Here is a 13,811-nt window from a genome sequence, read left to right as displayed (position 1 = left end):
AACACTTGGTCAATCCTCCTTGGTTGCGGTGCGAGCGCGCCGTTCTCGGCGCCCCCTGGCGAGCTCCGTGCCCAGGGCGTCGAGCCGCTGGGTCCAGAACTGCCGGAACGGCTGGAGCCATCGATCGACGTCCTGCAGTGGACTCGCATCGACGGCATACAGCCGGCGGGTGCCCTCGGCGCGAACGCGCGCGAACCCGTTCTCGCGGAGGACGCGAAGGTGTTGGGAGACGGCCGGTTGGGTGATGCCGAACTCCGCGCGGATGACCGCCACGATGTCACCCGACGACCGCTCATCGTCGACCAGCAGCTCGAGGATCCGACGGCGGACCGGATCACCGAGGACATCGAAGGCGTGCATGGGCAGAGAATATCAAGCACGGCTTAGATAAGTCAATGCTTATAGATGATCCGCCGACGGCTCGTTCTGCTTCTGCCTTCGTCGACGCCGGGATCGACGGCCGACCTGGAGTCGCAGGGGCACCTGACATCCGACGCGCTGGATGCTAGCGTCGAATCATGACCCCGCAGGAGCTCGAGAGCCTCGCATACCTGCGGCGTGCCCGGGATCTGATCGACCGTGAGTACGCGAAACCGCTCGACGTCCCGACCATGGCCGAGCGGGCGCTCATGTCGCCCGCGCACTTCTCGCGCCGGTTCCGCGCGGCATACGGCGAGACGCCGTACAGCTACCTGATGACCCGCAGGATCGAGCGCGCGATGGCGCTGCTGCGGGCGGGCATGAGCGTCACCGACGCCTGCATGGCGGTCGGCTGTACCTCCCTCGGCTCGTTCAGCTCGCGGTTCGCCGAGATCGTCGGGGAGACCCCGACGGCATACCGGAGCCGCGAGCACGACGCGGTCAACGCCATGCCGGCCTGTGTGGCGAAGACGTACACGCGCCCGGTCCGGAAGGATTCGAGCAGGATCGGAGAAGCGACCGGCCAGGCCGCGGCCTAGAGTCACGGTATGACCATCGCACTCCAGTACACCAACATCACCGTCAGCGACGTCGACGAGGCGATCACCTTCTACCGGGACGCGCTCGGCCTCGAGGTGCAGAACGACGTGTCCTCCGGACCGTACCGCTGGGTCACCCTCGGCAGCGACGCTCAGCCCGGACTCGGCATCGTGCTCTCCGAGCCGCATGCCGGCCGTTCGAAGGCCGACGGCGACGCGATGCAGGAGCTCCTCACCAAGGGCGTCCTGCCGATGCTCGTGTTCAGCACCGACGACGTCGATGCGACGTTCGAGACAGTGCGCGCTACCGGCGCGGAGGTCCTCCAGGAGCCCATCGACCAGGGCTGGGGCCCGCGCGACTGCGCGTTCCGCGACCCGTCGGGCAACACCGTCCGGATCTCCCAGGCGGCCTGATCGCGGCAGCCGCCCTCGAGAACCTAGCCACAGTTCACGGCACTCACAACGTCATGCAGGTGACCAGCAGACCCGCCGCAACGCGGCACCTGCGCGACCTCGCGCGGCTGCGCCGCGTCCGCGACCGGATCGACCGGGAGTACGCACAGCCGCTGGACGTGGAGGCGCTCGCCCGCGGCGTGAACATGTCGGCTGGGCACCTCAGCCGCCAGTTCCGGCTCGCCTACGGCGAGTCGCCGTACGGCTACCTGATGACGCGGCGGATCGAGCGCGCGATGGCGCTGCTTCGTCGTGGCGACCTCAGCGTCACTGAGGTGTGCTTCGAGGTCGGATGCTCGTCGTTGGGCACCTTCAGCAGTCGCTTCACGGAGCTGGTCGGTGTGCCGCCCAGCGTCTATCGGCGCCGAGCGGCACGCGCGACGGCGGGGATGCCGTCCTGCGTGGCGAAACAGGTGACCAAACCGATCAGGAATCGAGAAGCGCGGGCCCCCGAGCCGCAATTAGCGTGATTGCCATGGACATCACCATTCACGCGAGTTTCCTCCCGCACACCGACCCGGACGCCTCCCTGGCGTTCTACCGCAACACGCTCGGCTTCGAGGTCCGCAACGACGTCGGATACGAGGGGATGCGCTGGATCACGGTCGGCCCTGCCGACCAGCCCGGCACATCCATCGTCCTGGAACCGCCGGCCGCCGACCCCGGCGTCACCGACGACGAGCGCCGCACCATCGTCGAGATGATGGCCAAGGGCACCTATGCCGGCATCCTTCTGGCCACCGCCGACCTCGACGGCACCTTCGCGCGGCTGCAGGCCAGCGGCGCCGAGGTCGTCCAGGAGCCGATCGCGCAGGACTACGGAGTTCGCGACTGCGCCGTCCGCGATCCCGCAGGCAACCTGATCCGCATCCAGGAGCTGCACTGAGCTGTGCGGCGATGGCAGCCGTGGCGTGCACAGACGGCCCCATGAAGGAGCCCGCGCACGACGTCGGTGGCGGCTGCTGGTTGTGATCGCTGCCGAAGGAGAACCCGACGTGCTGCTCGAAGCTGGTTGAATCGAACCAGACGACGCGGACGGAGACCGCGAAGGCGGCATCGCCCAACAGATGGAGACACGATGAGCATGGCCACGAGGGCTGACACGCAGTCGCCGGCGCTGCAGGCTGCCGACAGCCACGACCTGATCCGCGTGCAGGGTGCGCGCGTGAACAACCTGAAGGACGTCAGTGTCGAGATCCCGAAGCGCCGGCTGACGGTGTTCACCGGTGTCTCCGGTTCGGGCAAGAGCTCACTCGTGTTCGACACGATCGCTGCGGAGTCGCAGCGGATGATCAATGAGACCTACAGCGCGTTCGTGCAGGGTTTCATGCCCACGCTTGCGCGGCCCGACGTCGATGTGCTGGATGGGCTGACGACCGCCATCATCGTCGACCAGGAGCGGATGGGATCCAATGCGCGCTCCACCGTCGGCACCGTCACTGATGCCAACGCGATGCTGCGCATCCTGTTCAGCCGACTCGGCCGGCCGCATATCGGCTCACCGCAGGCGTTCTCATTCAACATCCCCACGGTGCACGGGGGCGGTGCGATCACGATGGAGCGCGGCGACCAGAAGACGGTGACGAGGGAATTCGCGCAGCTCGGCGGAATGTGTCCGCGCTGCGAGGGCATGGGAACGGTCTCCGAGATCGACCTGAGCCGGCTCTACGACGAGAGCAAGTCGCTCGCCGGGGGCGCGATCACGGTTCCCGGTTACACCGCTGACGGTTGGTCGACGCGGATGTTCTCCGAGTCGGGCTACTTCGACCCCGAGAAGCCGATCCGGGACTACAGCGAGACCGAGCTGCGAGACTTCCTCTATCGCGAGCCGACCAAGGTGAAGATCAACGGCATCAACCTCACCTATGAGGGCCTGGTCCCGAGGGTCCAGAAGTCCTTCCTGTCCAAGGACGTGGACGCGATGCAGCCGCACATCCGCGCGTTCGTCGAGCGAGCGGTGACGTTCGCACCGTGTCCCGACTGCGGCGGCACCCGCCTCAACGATGGCGCCCGGTCGTCGAAGATCCAACGGATCAGCATCGCCGATGCCTGCGCGATGCAGATCAGCGACCTGGCCGAATGGGTCCGCGGTCTCGACGAACCATCGGTTGCGCCGCTGCTCGCCACGCTCCAGCAGATCCTCGACTCGTTCGTCGAGATCGGACTGGGCTACCTCTCGCTCGACCGGTCGTCGGGAACGCTGTCCGGTGGCGAGGCGCAGCGCACCAAGATGATCCGTCACCTCGGCTCATCGCTCACCGACGTCACCTACGTCTTCGACGAGCCGACCGTCGGGCTGCATCCGCACGACATCCAGCGGATGAACCGCCTGCTGTTCCAGCTGCGGGACAAGGGCAATACCGTGCTCGTCGTCGAACACAAGCCGGAGGTCATCGAGATCGCCGATCACGTGGTCGATCTCGGACCGCACGCCGGCGCGGCCGGAGGCGAAGTGGTCTTCGAGGGCTCCGTGGACGAGCTGCGGACCAGCGGCACCCTCACGGGACGGCATCTGGATGATCGAGCCTCCGTGAAGCGGGAGGTACGGACGTCCACCGGTGCACTGGAAGTCCGCGCCGCCGACGAGCACAACCTGCAGGACGTCGACGTCGATATCCCGCTCGGCGTGCTGGTTCTCGTCACGGGCGTCGCGGGTTCGGGCAAGAGCTCGCTGATCCAGGGCTCCGTGGCCGGGCGCGAGGGCGTCGTGTCGGTCGATCAAGGTGCGATCAAGGGGTCGCGTCGGAGCAACCCGGCGACGTACACCGGGATGCTCGAGCCGATCCGCAAGGCGTTCGCGAAGGCGAACGGCGTGAAGCCGGCGCTGTTCAGCGCCAACTCCGAGGGAGCGTGCCCGAACTGCAACGGCGCCGGCGTCATCTACACCGACCTCGGTCCGATGGCGGGCGTCTCCACCGTCTGCGAGGTGTGCGAGGGCAAGCGGTTCGACGCATCCGTGCTGGACTACCATATCGGCGGGCGCGACATCAGCGAGGTGCTCGCGATGTCGGTGACCGAGGCCGAGGAGTTCTTCGGCACGGGGGAGGCGCGGATCCCGGCGGCTCATGCGATCCTGCAGCGGCTCGCCGACGTCGGGCTCGGCTACCTCACCATCGGCCAGCCGCTCACGACGCTGTCCGGCGGTGAACGCCAGCGGCTGAAGCTGGCGACGCACATGGCCGAGAAGGGCGGAATCTACGTGCTCGACGAGCCGACCACGGGCCTGCACCTCGCCGACGTCGAGAACCTCCTGGGTCTTCTGGATCGACTCGTCGACTCCGGGAAGTCGGTGATCGTGATCGAGCACCACCAGGCGGTCATGGCGCACGCGGACTGGATCATCGACCTCGGCCCGGGCGCGGGGCACGACGGCGGCCGCATCGTCTTCGAGGGCACGCCCGCCGATCTCGTCGCCACCCGCTCGACCCTCACTGGCGAGCACCTCGCCGCATACGTGGGTTCCTGACGGGGATTCGCGCGTGACGCGCTTCGAGCAGTTCTGGAGAAGCCCGCGGTCGGCTCGTGTCAGTAGGGTCGTTCACAATCGCTCAGAAAGGAACCTGCAATGACCGACACGTCCAAGCCGGCCACGAGCAACACCGCGAAAGGCAAGTCGTACGAGGGATTCACGGCCGAGGAACGAGCCGCGATGAGGGAGCGGGCAAAGGAGCTGAAGGCGTCCGCGAGCCGGGCCGAGGCGGAGCAGGCCGTACTCGACGCGATCGCAGAGATGCCGGAGTCGGATCGCGTGCTCGCCGAGCGACTCCATGCCATCATCACGGCGAATGCGCCCGAACTCGAGCCGAGGCTCTGGTACGGGCAGCCCGCGTACGCCAAGTCCGGCAAGGTCGTCTGCTTCTTCCAGAACGCGGGGAAGTTCAAGACCCGGTACGCGACGCTCGGCTTCAACGACCCGGCGAACCTCGATGAGGGCTCCATGTGGCCGACCGCGTTCGCACTGACGGCATTGACCGACGACGACGAGAAGAGGATCGCGGCGCTCGTGAAGCGGGCCGTGAGCTGAGTTCCACCTCGTCACGGGGCGTCCCGCCTCGGGTGGGAGGGCCCGAGCCGTCGGGCCTGCCAATCACTTCTCGATCGGCTGCCCGTCAGCTCAAAGCCGGCTGACCAGGAGGTTGAACACTTCGCCTTCGAGTTCACTGGGCGGTCGAGGCCAGCGACGCGATGCATGCGCCGAGCAGACGTCGAAGGTGTTCTTGTTCGCCGGCATCGAGGTCCCGTCGCATCCTGTCCTCCACGGCCTTGACCTTCGCGCTGGCGGCTTCCAGTCGTCGCCTGCCGAGTTCAGTGAGCTCCGTCGGAAGTGCGCGCCCGGTCGGGGGTTCGGCCGAGCGCACGACGAGTCCATCGCGTTCGAGTGACTGCATGACGATGTTCATCGACTGCCGTGAGATGAACGCGCCACGGGCAAGTTGCGAGTTGGACAGACCTGGCCGTTGAGCGAGGAGTTCCAGGCACGCGTACTGGCTGATGTTCATGCCCAACGGGCGGAGAACACCCTCCATCGCCGCTCGGAGACCGCTCGCCGCTTCCTTCAGCAAGTAGCCCAACGAGGTCTCCAAGTCGACGCCACGGCTGTGTTGACTCATGTCAGTAGTCTGACATACAATCCCTCATGTCAACAAACTGACATACGTTAGGAGTCTCATCATGTCGGCCAACGGACCCGGCTTCATCTCTCTTCAGGTGCGCGACCTGGAGGCATCAGCAGCGTTCTACGAGCAGCAGCTGGGCCTCCTTCGAGCCCAGAACGGGCCGCCGCACGCGGTCGTGTTCGACACAGCGCCAGCCGCGTTCGCGGTTCGCGACATCGCCCCGGGTGTCGACCTCTCCGCGGCGCCGCAGCCGGGACTCGGCGTCGGAATCTGGCTGCACGCCCCGAACACCCAGGCCATTCACGAGGCGCTCGTGGCGAGCGGCACACCCATCGTCGTCGAACCGTTCGAGGGGCCATTCGGTCAGACCTTCGCGTTCGCCGACCCGGACGGCTATACGATCACGCTCCACAGCCGCGCCTGAGGAAGACCCGCTGCGCACCTCATGGGCATCCGGGAGGTGCGCAGCCGTGGTCGCATACTGGCACGTACTCGTTGGCCCCGAGTTGGTCGGTGCCGTCGGCATCCTCACGACGCCATTTCCGATCGAGGTGCTGACGGATAGCATCACAGGATGCACCCGCCGGCACACGTCCTCGAGGCGTTCGGCGCTGACGGTCCGGCCCTGAAGTTGCCTGGAGGCCGGGGGACTGCGTGGCGAGTCGGCAACGTGGTGCTCAAACCACTCGACGTGCTTCCCAGTGAGCTTGAGTGGCTTCACGAGATCACATGGTGCGACACGAGCCCCGATGACATCCGGCTGAGCCTTCCCATTATGAGCCGGACAGGGGAGCTGGTCGTCGACGGATGGACTGCGTTCCCGGTGCTCGATGGAGAGCACAAGACGGAGAGATGGGCGGAGATCGCCACGGTGGCTCGCGGGTTCGCGGACCGATTCAGGGGAGTCGACCGACCCGCCTTCCTCGACGATCGTTCGCACGGGTGGGCCCGAGCCGATCGTCTCGCATGGGGTGAGGTTGAACCGGCCGATATCGACGGTGCTCCCTTTCTTACTGAGCTCCTCGCAGCTCGCCGGGTTGTGTCGGATCCGCAGGGCATCATCCACGGTGACCTCACTGGGAACGTGTTGTTCGACGAAGTAAAGGCGCCTGCCGTCCTCGACCTCACCCTGTACTGGCGGCCAGTCCGGTACGCCATCGCGATCATCGCAGTCGACGCCGTGTGCTTCGAAGGTGCGCCCATGTCGCTTCTTGAAACGATCGAACCAACAGACGGCTTCGCGCAGTACCTCGTGCGCGGACTCGTCTTCCGTATCGCGACCGATTGGTTCAACCAATTGGACCGACCCGCGCTCAACGTCTACCAGGACATCAGCGTGCGTGTGCTCGACCTCGTCTCGGATGACGATGAGGTCTGAGGCAACTCGAGACAGAGTGCACGTCAGCGATCCGATCCTCGAAATCCGTGGCTTGCCAGACGCACGGAACCTCGCCGGTGTACGCCTGGAACCGCAACGGGATCGACAGGCGATCAGAGATCCGCGGAGTCATGCGGAAGTATCGCTCTGACCCGAGTTCTCGCATCAGATGCAACTCGCATGGGTTAGTTGGTAGAGCCTCGTATTCGAGGGTCTCGAGTTCGTCCGTTCAACGCACAGCCGGACGCCACCCGCAGCCCGCAAACCATTTACTGCGAGCCTCCGTCGACTACCGATGCGGCTTCACGTACCGTACACGGACCTTCGTCATCCTCCGGTTGAAGCGGGTCGGGGTTGTGAATCGATGGGGCCGACTTGGAGGTCATCAGCGTCCGTATCGAGACATACTTCCGCGTCGGCGGGCGCGACGACCGGTGTGGATGCGTCGGGCAGCATCAAGGTGACGCCGGTCATTGCGACGGGGAGCCTGCAAGGGTCATCGCTGGTCCGGTCTGCGGTCCGTCCGATTCTGGCCCAAATGAAGGCGCGCTCTCCCGGGTCGACCGTCACGACTTCGCCTGCCCGGCCGTACGCGTCGGCCGTCGGCGCGCCCTCCAAGTCGTAGCCCAGAGTCTCGATCGGGCTGCCGGACGCGCTCAGGAACGCCGTCTCGCTCGGGAATCCGGACAGGGAGCAGGCCGCGTCACCCGTATTGGTGACTGCGATGTACGCGGTGTTCGGAGCAGCGGGATCGGTTCCCCACTCGATCTCAGCAGCGAAGTGGTCTTGGCATCGAACGTCCTCCGAGGGCGTCGGCGCGGCAGCGGCGGTCGGTGCTGGTGCGGGTTGCGACGCCTGGGTGTCCGATGCCGTGCACGCGGCTAGGGTCGCGGCCGTCGAAATCGCCACGAGGCCGACCAGGAATGTGGATGCTGCGCTTCTCATGTCCCGAATCGTACGGGCTCGATTGCATTATGGGCACATATCTTCCTATAGTTTCGGTCTGCCGCGACGACGACCCGGGGTCGATCTCCCACTCGAGCTGGCGATCCTCGATGCGGGCTCGACCCTGCAGGCCGCGGAGGGGTCGTTCTTCGGGTTCGGTCTGGCACGTGCGCTGGCGGATCAGGATGGATCGGCCCTGCCCTTGTGCGCCGATAATGCACATTATGTCCGATGGTAAATCCACAACCTGCAGAAACTGCAGGATTTAGGCGCTCCCCCGCAAGAGGATCGCTCAGTGCAATTCCTTTCGCGCCTGGTGCCTGTCGCCGTTCGGACGGGTCCATCGCACCGTCACGGCGATGAAGTCTGGTGCATTGCCACCGCGCCACCCGTCGAAGAGAACCACTGCGCCAGGTCGTATTTCGCTTGGCACGGGATCGGAGCGCATCGAGAACGCTCTGTCAGGTGGATCGATCTCGACACTCACATCGTGCACGGCTTCGGTGCCACCCAAAGCAAGCTTCCAGCGCTTTACACCGATGCCCTGCACATACTCTTCGCCGATCCCAAACGGCGTCTCATACTTCTCGGCCGCGGCGCGCTCCCGCTGTTCTGTTCCTCGATCGCCGCCGCAATGCGCTCAGATGCCGCGACTGCGCGTTGCTCGTGATCTTGAGCGTCGCTTGCAGATCGCTGGGCCTCTTTTCGTGATTTACGCGCTTCCCACGCTTGCCAGCCTGTGAAAATCGCGGCGACGACCGCGATCGACATTGCGATCCATTCCATGTTCGAGACGCTATCCATGACATACGACCTCCCAACCGATGCGCGCGCAGCACCTCGCTGAGCGATCGCTCATCGGGCGAAGTTGAGACAGGGAGTTCGCGGTGCAATGGCGCGCCCGGTCGCGGGTGTGAGACGGTCGTGTTACAGCCGGTGGAGAACTTGAAGAGTTCCTATGCCCGGCGCCGGCGCCGCCATTGGGCAATTGCCCCCAACGCCCAGAAGAGGGCCAGCATGGACGCAACAATTAGCCACGGGGCTGGATCGCGTTGGAACGCTTTCCAGAGTTGAGCAGGCACTCCCGCCATCGCGTTGAGCAGCATCTCGCCGACGCCCACTGTCTCCAAGGTCGTGCCATCGACGCCGCCGCGACGACATCGTGGTCTTCCAGCCGCTCACCGAAGACGACCCGCTGCGGGACGTGAGAGCATCGTGCGCGTGAGCACACCTGGGGCGCTGTGGCGATCGTCGCACCCCGGGCCGACCTCGATCGTCACCGCCCTCGCGTTGGCATTCGGGTGGGCGGCCGGGCTCGACCCGGCCCGCGCCGGGCTGCTCGCGCTCGCGGTCTTCGCCGGCCAGCTCTCGGTCGGAATCTCCAACGACGCGATCGACGCGCCGCGAGACAGGATGGCGTCGCGACCGGACAAGCCGATCGCGCGCGGCGACGTCGGACTCCCCGTCGCCTGGGGTGCCGCCCTCGCTGCGCTGGCAGCGGCCCTGATGCTGTCGGCACTGCTCGGTTGGCGGATGCTCGCCGCACACGCGCTCGCCCTCGGGTCGGCGTGGGCGTACAACGCCGGGCTCAAGTCAACGGCGGCGTCGATCGTCCCGTTCCTCGTGAGCTTCGGGATCTTCCCGAGCCTGGCAACCCTCTCGGCACCGCAGCCCGCCTTCGCCCCGCCGTGGGCTTGGATCGCCGGCGCTGCGCTCGGCGCGGCGGTGCATCTGACGAACGTGCTGCCCGACCTGGATCAGGATGCCGCCACAGGGGTCCGGGGACTTCCGCACCGCTGGGGACCGAGGGTGGCGACGACCGTCGCCGCCTGCGCGGTGGTCGCAGGTGCAGTGATGGTGCTCATCGGCTCGGCCGGCGGCGACCTGTCCGGGGTTTCGGCGGTCTCGTGGGTGTTCTTCGCGGGTGTAGTCGTAGTCGCGGCCGCGACGGTCACCGCAGCGTTCCTGCGTCCCCCGTCGCGCGCGCTCTTCCGCCTCGTCATGCTCGCCGCGCTGCTCCTGGCCGCTCAGCTCATCGCGGCCGACCCCGTTCTCGCAGCGTGACCCGACCCCGCGAGGGTCGACGCGCCGGTGGTCGAGGCCCATGACCCGGACGCGCGCGATCGATCGCTCCGCCGGGTCAGAACATCGCCGGCACGGGCCGGTCGGGATACAGTTCCCGCATCGCGCGGTCGTACCTTCTCTTCATCAGCAGGGAGTAGAGCAGCCGGATCGGTGCGGGAACATTCGCGTGATACCACTCGTCACGCTCTGCCTCGGGAACGCTGGCGAGAAGCAGACCGAGTTGCAGCGACAGCACGTCCCTCGGAAAGTCCTTGCGGTGCGCCAGGAGCGTGGCACGCGTATGGGCCTCCAGCTCGTCCCATTCCTGCTGGGACATCACCGCGCCGGCGACCGGGAGGATGTCGTCCTCCTCCTCGCCGAGGTGCCCGTACAGTGTGTCGCGGAGGACTTCGATATCTGCGGCGAACGTGTCGCGAAGTCCCGCATCTGCGGTTTCCACCCATGGAGCGAGCTGAGGCTCGATGCGGGCGAGGTGCGATGCGACCTCGGCATGCTGCGCGCGCATCAGATCCACGTGCGCGGCGCAGGCGGGATCACGCGTGGCCAGGCGATCCCAGAGCACGGTGTCCTCCGTTCGATGGTGCAGATGGAGGGCGAAGAAGTCAAGCTTCGCGTACACCCCGACGACTCCGGCACGTGTCACGTCGTCGGCTTCCACCTCGCGGACGAGGAGTGGAAGCTCTCGGTACAGCCAGCGGAAGATGCGATGGACGAGGATCATGCCCGACGTATCGCACCCGGCGGTCTGCCCGTCAGGCGGAAGCCCGGACGACGGCAGCTGCTCAGCCATCTTCCACCCCGATCTCGCCACGAAGCGGCGGGCGGATGCCGCTTCCCGCGGCGAACACCCCGCATCCTACACCCCGCTACGTTCCACATCGTGGTCAAGTTCCGGGACGTGCAGTGCGGGCCACGAATCGATTGCGCGCGCTGCGAGCCGCGGAATACACTCACGCCCGTGGAAGATGACGCGCTTGGGGGCGAGAGTCCGACCGACGAACTCCGACCCTGGCCCATGACGACGGTGCGTCGCTGGGAGCGTCATGTCGTCGTGCATGCCACGGTCGACCACCGGATCGAGGCGGTGTTCCCCTACTTGGCCGACCCGACGAAATGGCACGACTTCGCCCCAGCCGTCGAGTACCGAAAGCGGATCGACGACGGACAGCTCCGCGTCGGCATGAGGTGGATGGCCACGGACCGCATCGGCCCGTTCAGAGTTCACTTCGTCGACGAGCTGGAGTCGCTCGACGAGAACCGGCGCGTGGTGTGGCTGTCGTCTGCGCCTTGGAATGCGCGCGTTGAATACGCATGCACGGCGTCCGGCGCGGTGACGCACATCAGGGCCGACTACTCGGGCGACCTGGGCGACTCCCTGCGCTGGCAGGTCGGGTGGCTCCCGGGGTGGGCGACGCACCTGATCCTAGCCCAGGATTTCCGCCGGCTGGATCGTCTGCTGACACGGAAGGCCCGTGCAGCCCGGCGATGGTATCAGCACCACGAGACGGCGTCGAGTCGTTAGCCTGCCCGCACCCCGCCGATATGCTCGCCCCATGGGTTCCCGCCTGCAGGATCTGGCCGTCGAGCACCTCGGCTCGCGGATCGTGGCGGGCGAGCTCGAGCCGGGGGCGAAACGGCTATCGTTCGCTCCTCCGCTGAACACCGCGCTCCAGCAGGCGGGTCAACGATCACCAGTGGCGGGCCGGTATCGCAGGGCGACCGCCCCCGACCGGAACTCATGGCGGTCCACGAGCTCGAGCTGGATGCGCTCGCGCAGACCGGCGAGCAACGTCGGCCCGTGTCCGGCAAGGACCGGCTGCACAAGGAACTCGTACTCATCGATCAGTCCCAGGTCTGCCAACGCCAGGGGGAGCGTCACTCCGCCCACCCACAGGCCCTCACCTGGCTCCTGCTTGAGCCGCTGAACCACTTGCGCCAAGTCGCCTCGCACCAGCTCGGCATTCCAGTCGACCCCGCTCAGCGTGCTCGACACGACGTACTTCTTCGCCCGGTCGATGGTCTCGGCGAACGGGACCTCCCACTCACCCATCCAGTCAGGCCACGTGCCCGTGGTCGGCTTCCGCCACGCCGACTCCATCATTTCGTAGGTCACCCGGCCGAAAAGCAGGGCATCGGCTCGTGCCATCTCAGCGGTCCAGTAGCGCATCGACTCCTCGTCCGGCGGGAGCCCTGCCTCGTGATGGCAGCAGCCGTCGAGCGTGACATTGATCGAGTATCGAAGTGATCTCATCTCGTTGCTCTCCCGTGATTCAGGCAGGGCAGGATGGGGTAGCTGCGTTCGCCGGTCACGCCCTCATTCTCGCAGGGCCCAGCTCTCGACGAGGAAGCGCGAGCCCGCGACCGTTAGGGAAGAAGCGGATAACGCACTTCATCAGCAGCGTAAATCACAAAGGTCAAATCTTGCACTTTGTTGAAACTACGCCAAGCCCTCCCCTTGCTCGTGTAAATAGCGTTTGACCAGCTGTTTGAGTGGAGGCAAAATTACGATTCGCGAACTGCGGCGGCCCGCCTCAGCCCGCACCCACCGGCCCCAGAATGGTCCACTGGCCTGCGATTGGCGCCCGACGAGCCTCCGGGTCCGTCGCGCCTCCTCGGTACTGCCGGCGGGTCATTCCACCCGGAACTCACAGCGTGGGTACGCCGCCTCGAACGTCGCCGGTTTGCTTTCGCCCTCTCGCAGGTCATCGACGTACTCCGCAGCCTTGTTGACCGCATCCGTGATGGCGTAGACCGCATCAGCGATGCACTGCGCCTTCTCCTCGGCCGTGTTATCCCTGAGTCGTGCCAACGTGAGTGCGTAGAAGACATCCTCCACGCGCTCGCCGAGCCCTTCAGCCAACGGGGAACGATCCGGGATGACCTCGGGGCTATCGCACTCCCAAGTATCCAGGGTGCTCTGGGAGCAACTCCTTCTCCACCTCGGGTGAGCGGACCACCACATCGGTGATCGGTACTTCCCGCCCATCCAAGTCCGTTAGCTCAGTGCTATTCCATTCCAAAATCAACGTGGCCGAGTTGGAGAAGACCTGAACCAGCGCCGCCACACAGGCAGCACGCGACGAATCGATGCGGGCGGCCTTCGCTTCTTCCACCGAGGCGATATTTGCGTCAGCTGCCCGGTTGGCGGCGACCGTGCTCACGACCGCGACGACCACCGACGCGACGACCAGGGCGGTGCTCACAAAGGCGAGGAGGAGCGACCACCGCTGGACGGACATCTGCTCGCGGTGCCGCTTCTCGGTTACCGAGGTGGCGCGCGTATTCTCCGACGGCTCCGGTGTCTCATCCTTCATGTGGTCACCTTGGCCGTGCATAACAGCGCGAGGCAACCCCGCGTTCAGGGCGCTCACACCG

At 66.1% G+C, this 13,811-nt stretch carries 18 protein-coding genes; 10 read left to right on the top strand and 8 right to left on the bottom strand.

Features of this window, described 5'->3' with window-relative positions; translation table 11 throughout:
- Positions 1-9: 9 nt before the first annotated feature.
- The gene (locus ASG80_RS14060) at positions 10-360 is read right to left on the bottom strand and encodes a helix-turn-helix transcriptional regulator (protein WP_056731748.1); all 351 of its coding nucleotides are present in this window, start codon (positions 358-360) and stop codon (positions 10-12) included.
- Between the two features lie 158 nt (positions 361-518).
- Between ASG80_RS14060 and ASG80_RS14055 the strand changes: the two genes are divergently transcribed.
- From ASG80_RS14055 to ASG80_RS14030, 6 genes are all read left to right on the top strand, one after another.
- Positions 519-959 (top strand): helix-turn-helix transcriptional regulator, encoded by a 441-nt coding sequence (locus ASG80_RS14055; RefSeq protein ID WP_056731746.1) that lies wholly within the window; start codon positions 519-521, stop codon positions 957-959.
- Positions 960-968: 9 nt separating this feature from the next.
- On the top strand, positions 969-1,373 hold the full coding sequence (locus ASG80_RS14050; protein WP_056731744.1) for a VOC family protein: 405 nt from the start codon (positions 969-971) through the stop codon (positions 1,371-1,373).
- Positions 1,374-1,426: 53 nt separating this feature from the next.
- Entirely contained in the window at positions 1,427-1,882 is a 456-nt protein-coding gene (locus tag ASG80_RS14045; RefSeq protein ID WP_235508332.1) for a helix-turn-helix transcriptional regulator, read from the top strand.
- Positions 1,883-1,887: 5 nt separating this feature from the next.
- Positions 1,888-2,298, top strand: coding sequence for a VOC family protein (locus ASG80_RS14040; protein ID WP_056732166.1), 411 nt, complete (start codon positions 1,888-1,890; stop codon positions 2,296-2,298).
- Positions 2,299-2,496: 198 nt separating this feature from the next.
- Positions 2,497-4,878, top strand: a complete 2,382-nt coding sequence (locus ASG80_RS14035; protein ID WP_200952582.1) for an excinuclease ABC subunit UvrA — start codon at positions 2,497-2,499, stop codon at positions 4,876-4,878.
- A 99-nt stretch (positions 4,879-4,977) separates the two neighbouring features.
- On the top strand, positions 4,978-5,436 hold the full coding sequence (locus ASG80_RS14030; protein WP_056731740.1) for an iron chaperone: 459 nt from the start codon (positions 4,978-4,980) through the stop codon (positions 5,434-5,436).
- Positions 5,437-5,569: 133 nt separating this feature from the next.
- Here the strand turns inward: ASG80_RS14030 and ASG80_RS14025 are convergent, their stop codons facing one another.
- The gene (locus ASG80_RS14025) at positions 5,570-6,022 is read right to left on the bottom strand and encodes a MarR family winged helix-turn-helix transcriptional regulator (protein WP_056731738.1); all 453 of its coding nucleotides are present in this window, start codon (positions 6,020-6,022) and stop codon (positions 5,570-5,572) included.
- Positions 6,023-6,083: 61 nt separating this feature from the next.
- Between ASG80_RS14025 and ASG80_RS14020 the strand changes: the two genes are divergently transcribed.
- Together ASG80_RS14020 and ASG80_RS14015 are read left to right on the top strand one after the other, a co-directional pair.
- A complete protein-coding gene (locus tag ASG80_RS14020) occupies positions 6,084-6,452 on the top strand; it encodes a VOC family protein (protein WP_056731736.1) in 369 nt (122 codons plus the stop codon).
- A 351-nt stretch (positions 6,453-6,803) separates the two neighbouring features.
- The gene (locus ASG80_RS14015) at positions 6,804-7,406 is read left to right on the top strand and encodes an aminoglycoside phosphotransferase (protein WP_156401855.1); all 603 of its coding nucleotides are present in this window, start codon (positions 6,804-6,806) and stop codon (positions 7,404-7,406) included.
- A 327-nt stretch (positions 7,407-7,733) separates the two neighbouring features.
- Here the strand turns inward: ASG80_RS14015 and ASG80_RS14010 are convergent, their stop codons facing one another.
- Entirely contained in the window at positions 7,734-8,351 is a 618-nt protein-coding gene (locus ASG80_RS14010) for a DUF4232 domain-containing protein (RefSeq protein ID WP_056731732.1), read from the bottom strand.
- 292 nt (positions 8,352-8,643) lie between these two features.
- A complete protein-coding gene (locus ASG80_RS23630) occupies positions 8,644-8,901 on the bottom strand; it encodes a hypothetical protein (RefSeq protein WP_156401854.1) in 258 nt (85 codons plus the stop codon).
- A 671-nt stretch (positions 8,902-9,572) separates the two neighbouring features.
- On the opposite strand from ASG80_RS23630, the gene ASG80_RS14005 reads away from it, so the two are divergent.
- Positions 9,573-10,415, top strand: coding sequence for a UbiA family prenyltransferase (locus tag ASG80_RS14005; protein WP_056732164.1), 843 nt, complete (start codon positions 9,573-9,575; stop codon positions 10,413-10,415).
- 76 nt (positions 10,416-10,491) lie between these two features.
- Here ASG80_RS14005 and ASG80_RS14000 read toward each other — a convergent pair whose 3' ends face one another.
- The gene (locus ASG80_RS14000) at positions 10,492-11,094 is read right to left on the bottom strand and encodes a hemerythrin domain-containing protein (RefSeq protein ID WP_235508331.1); all 603 of its coding nucleotides are present in this window, start codon (positions 11,092-11,094) and stop codon (positions 10,492-10,494) included.
- On the opposite strand from ASG80_RS14000, the gene ASG80_RS24510 reads away from it, so the two are divergent.
- Complete coding sequence (locus tag ASG80_RS24510; protein WP_235508349.1) at positions 11,023-11,958, top strand: SRPBCC family protein; 936 nt, start codon at positions 11,023-11,025, stop codon at positions 11,956-11,958. The two genes, ASG80_RS14000 and ASG80_RS24510, sit on opposite strands and share 72 nt — an antisense overlap.
- Positions 11,959-12,117: 159 nt before the next feature.
- Here the strand turns inward: ASG80_RS24510 and ASG80_RS13990 are convergent, their stop codons facing one another.
- The 3 genes from ASG80_RS13990 to ASG80_RS13980 form a co-directional block, all read right to left on the bottom strand.
- The gene (locus tag ASG80_RS13990) at positions 12,118-12,687 is read right to left on the bottom strand and encodes a dihydrofolate reductase family protein (protein ID WP_056731726.1); all 570 of its coding nucleotides are present in this window, start codon (positions 12,685-12,687) and stop codon (positions 12,118-12,120) included.
- A gap of 378 nt (positions 12,688-13,065) precedes the next feature.
- On the bottom strand, positions 13,066-13,296 hold the full coding sequence (locus tag ASG80_RS13985; protein WP_156401852.1) for a hypothetical protein: 231 nt from the start codon (positions 13,294-13,296) through the stop codon (positions 13,066-13,068).
- Between the two features lie 28 nt (positions 13,297-13,324).
- Positions 13,325-13,750, bottom strand: a complete 426-nt coding sequence (locus tag ASG80_RS13980; RefSeq protein ID WP_156401851.1) for a hypothetical protein — start codon at positions 13,748-13,750, stop codon at positions 13,325-13,327.
- Between the last annotated feature and the right edge of the window lie 61 nt (positions 13,751-13,811).

The sequence above is a fragment of the Agromyces sp. Soil535 genome, from assembly GCF_001428255.1.
Classification (GTDB): Bacteria; Actinomycetota; Actinomycetes; order Actinomycetales; family Microbacteriaceae; genus Agromyces.
The sequence above is the reverse complement of the archived record's forward strand: the minus strand, read 5'-3'. Positions and strand labels throughout refer to the sequence as shown.

Excerpts from the sequence above, each read along its gene's own strand:
- ASG80_RS14060 (WP_056731748.1), bottom strand. The coding sequence starts at position 360 with ATGCACGCCTTCGATGTCCTCGGTGATCCGGTCCGCCGTCGGATCCTC.
- ASG80_RS14055 (WP_056731746.1), top strand. The coding sequence starts at position 519 with ATGACCCCGCAGGAGCTCGAGAGCCTCGCATACCTGCGGCGTGCCCGG.
- ASG80_RS14050 (WP_056731744.1), top strand. The coding sequence starts at position 969 with ATGACCATCGCACTCCAGTACACCAACATCACCGTCAGCGACGTCGAC.
- ASG80_RS14045 (WP_235508332.1), top strand. The coding sequence starts at position 1,427 with ATGCAGGTGACCAGCAGACCCGCCGCAACGCGGCACCTGCGCGACCTC.
- ASG80_RS14040 (WP_056732166.1), top strand. The coding sequence starts at position 1,888 with ATGGACATCACCATTCACGCGAGTTTCCTCCCGCACACCGACCCGGAC.
- ASG80_RS14035 (WP_200952582.1), top strand. The coding sequence starts at position 2,497 with ATGGCCACGAGGGCTGACACGCAGTCGCCGGCGCTGCAGGCTGCCGAC.
- ASG80_RS14030 (WP_056731740.1), top strand. The coding sequence starts at position 4,978 with ATGACCGACACGTCCAAGCCGGCCACGAGCAACACCGCGAAAGGCAAG.
- ASG80_RS14025 (WP_056731738.1), bottom strand. The coding sequence starts at position 6,022 with ATGAGTCAACACAGCCGTGGCGTCGACTTGGAGACCTCGTTGGGCTAC.
- ASG80_RS14020 (WP_056731736.1), top strand. The coding sequence starts at position 6,084 with ATGTCGGCCAACGGACCCGGCTTCATCTCTCTTCAGGTGCGCGACCTG.
- ASG80_RS14015 (WP_156401855.1), top strand. The coding sequence starts at position 6,804 with ATGAGCCGGACAGGGGAGCTGGTCGTCGACGGATGGACTGCGTTCCCG.
- ASG80_RS14010 (WP_056731732.1), bottom strand. The coding sequence starts at position 8,351 with ATGAGAAGCGCAGCATCCACATTCCTGGTCGGCCTCGTGGCGATTTCG.
- ASG80_RS24510 (WP_235508349.1), top strand. The coding sequence starts at position 11,023 with ATGGAGGGCGAAGAAGTCAAGCTTCGCGTACACCCCGACGACTCCGGC.
- ASG80_RS13990 (WP_056731726.1), bottom strand. The coding sequence starts at position 12,687 with ATGAGATCACTTCGATACTCGATCAATGTCACGCTCGACGGCTGCTGC.
- ASG80_RS13980 (WP_156401851.1), bottom strand. The coding sequence starts at position 13,750 with ATGAAGGATGAGACACCGGAGCCGTCGGAGAATACGCGCGCCACCTCG.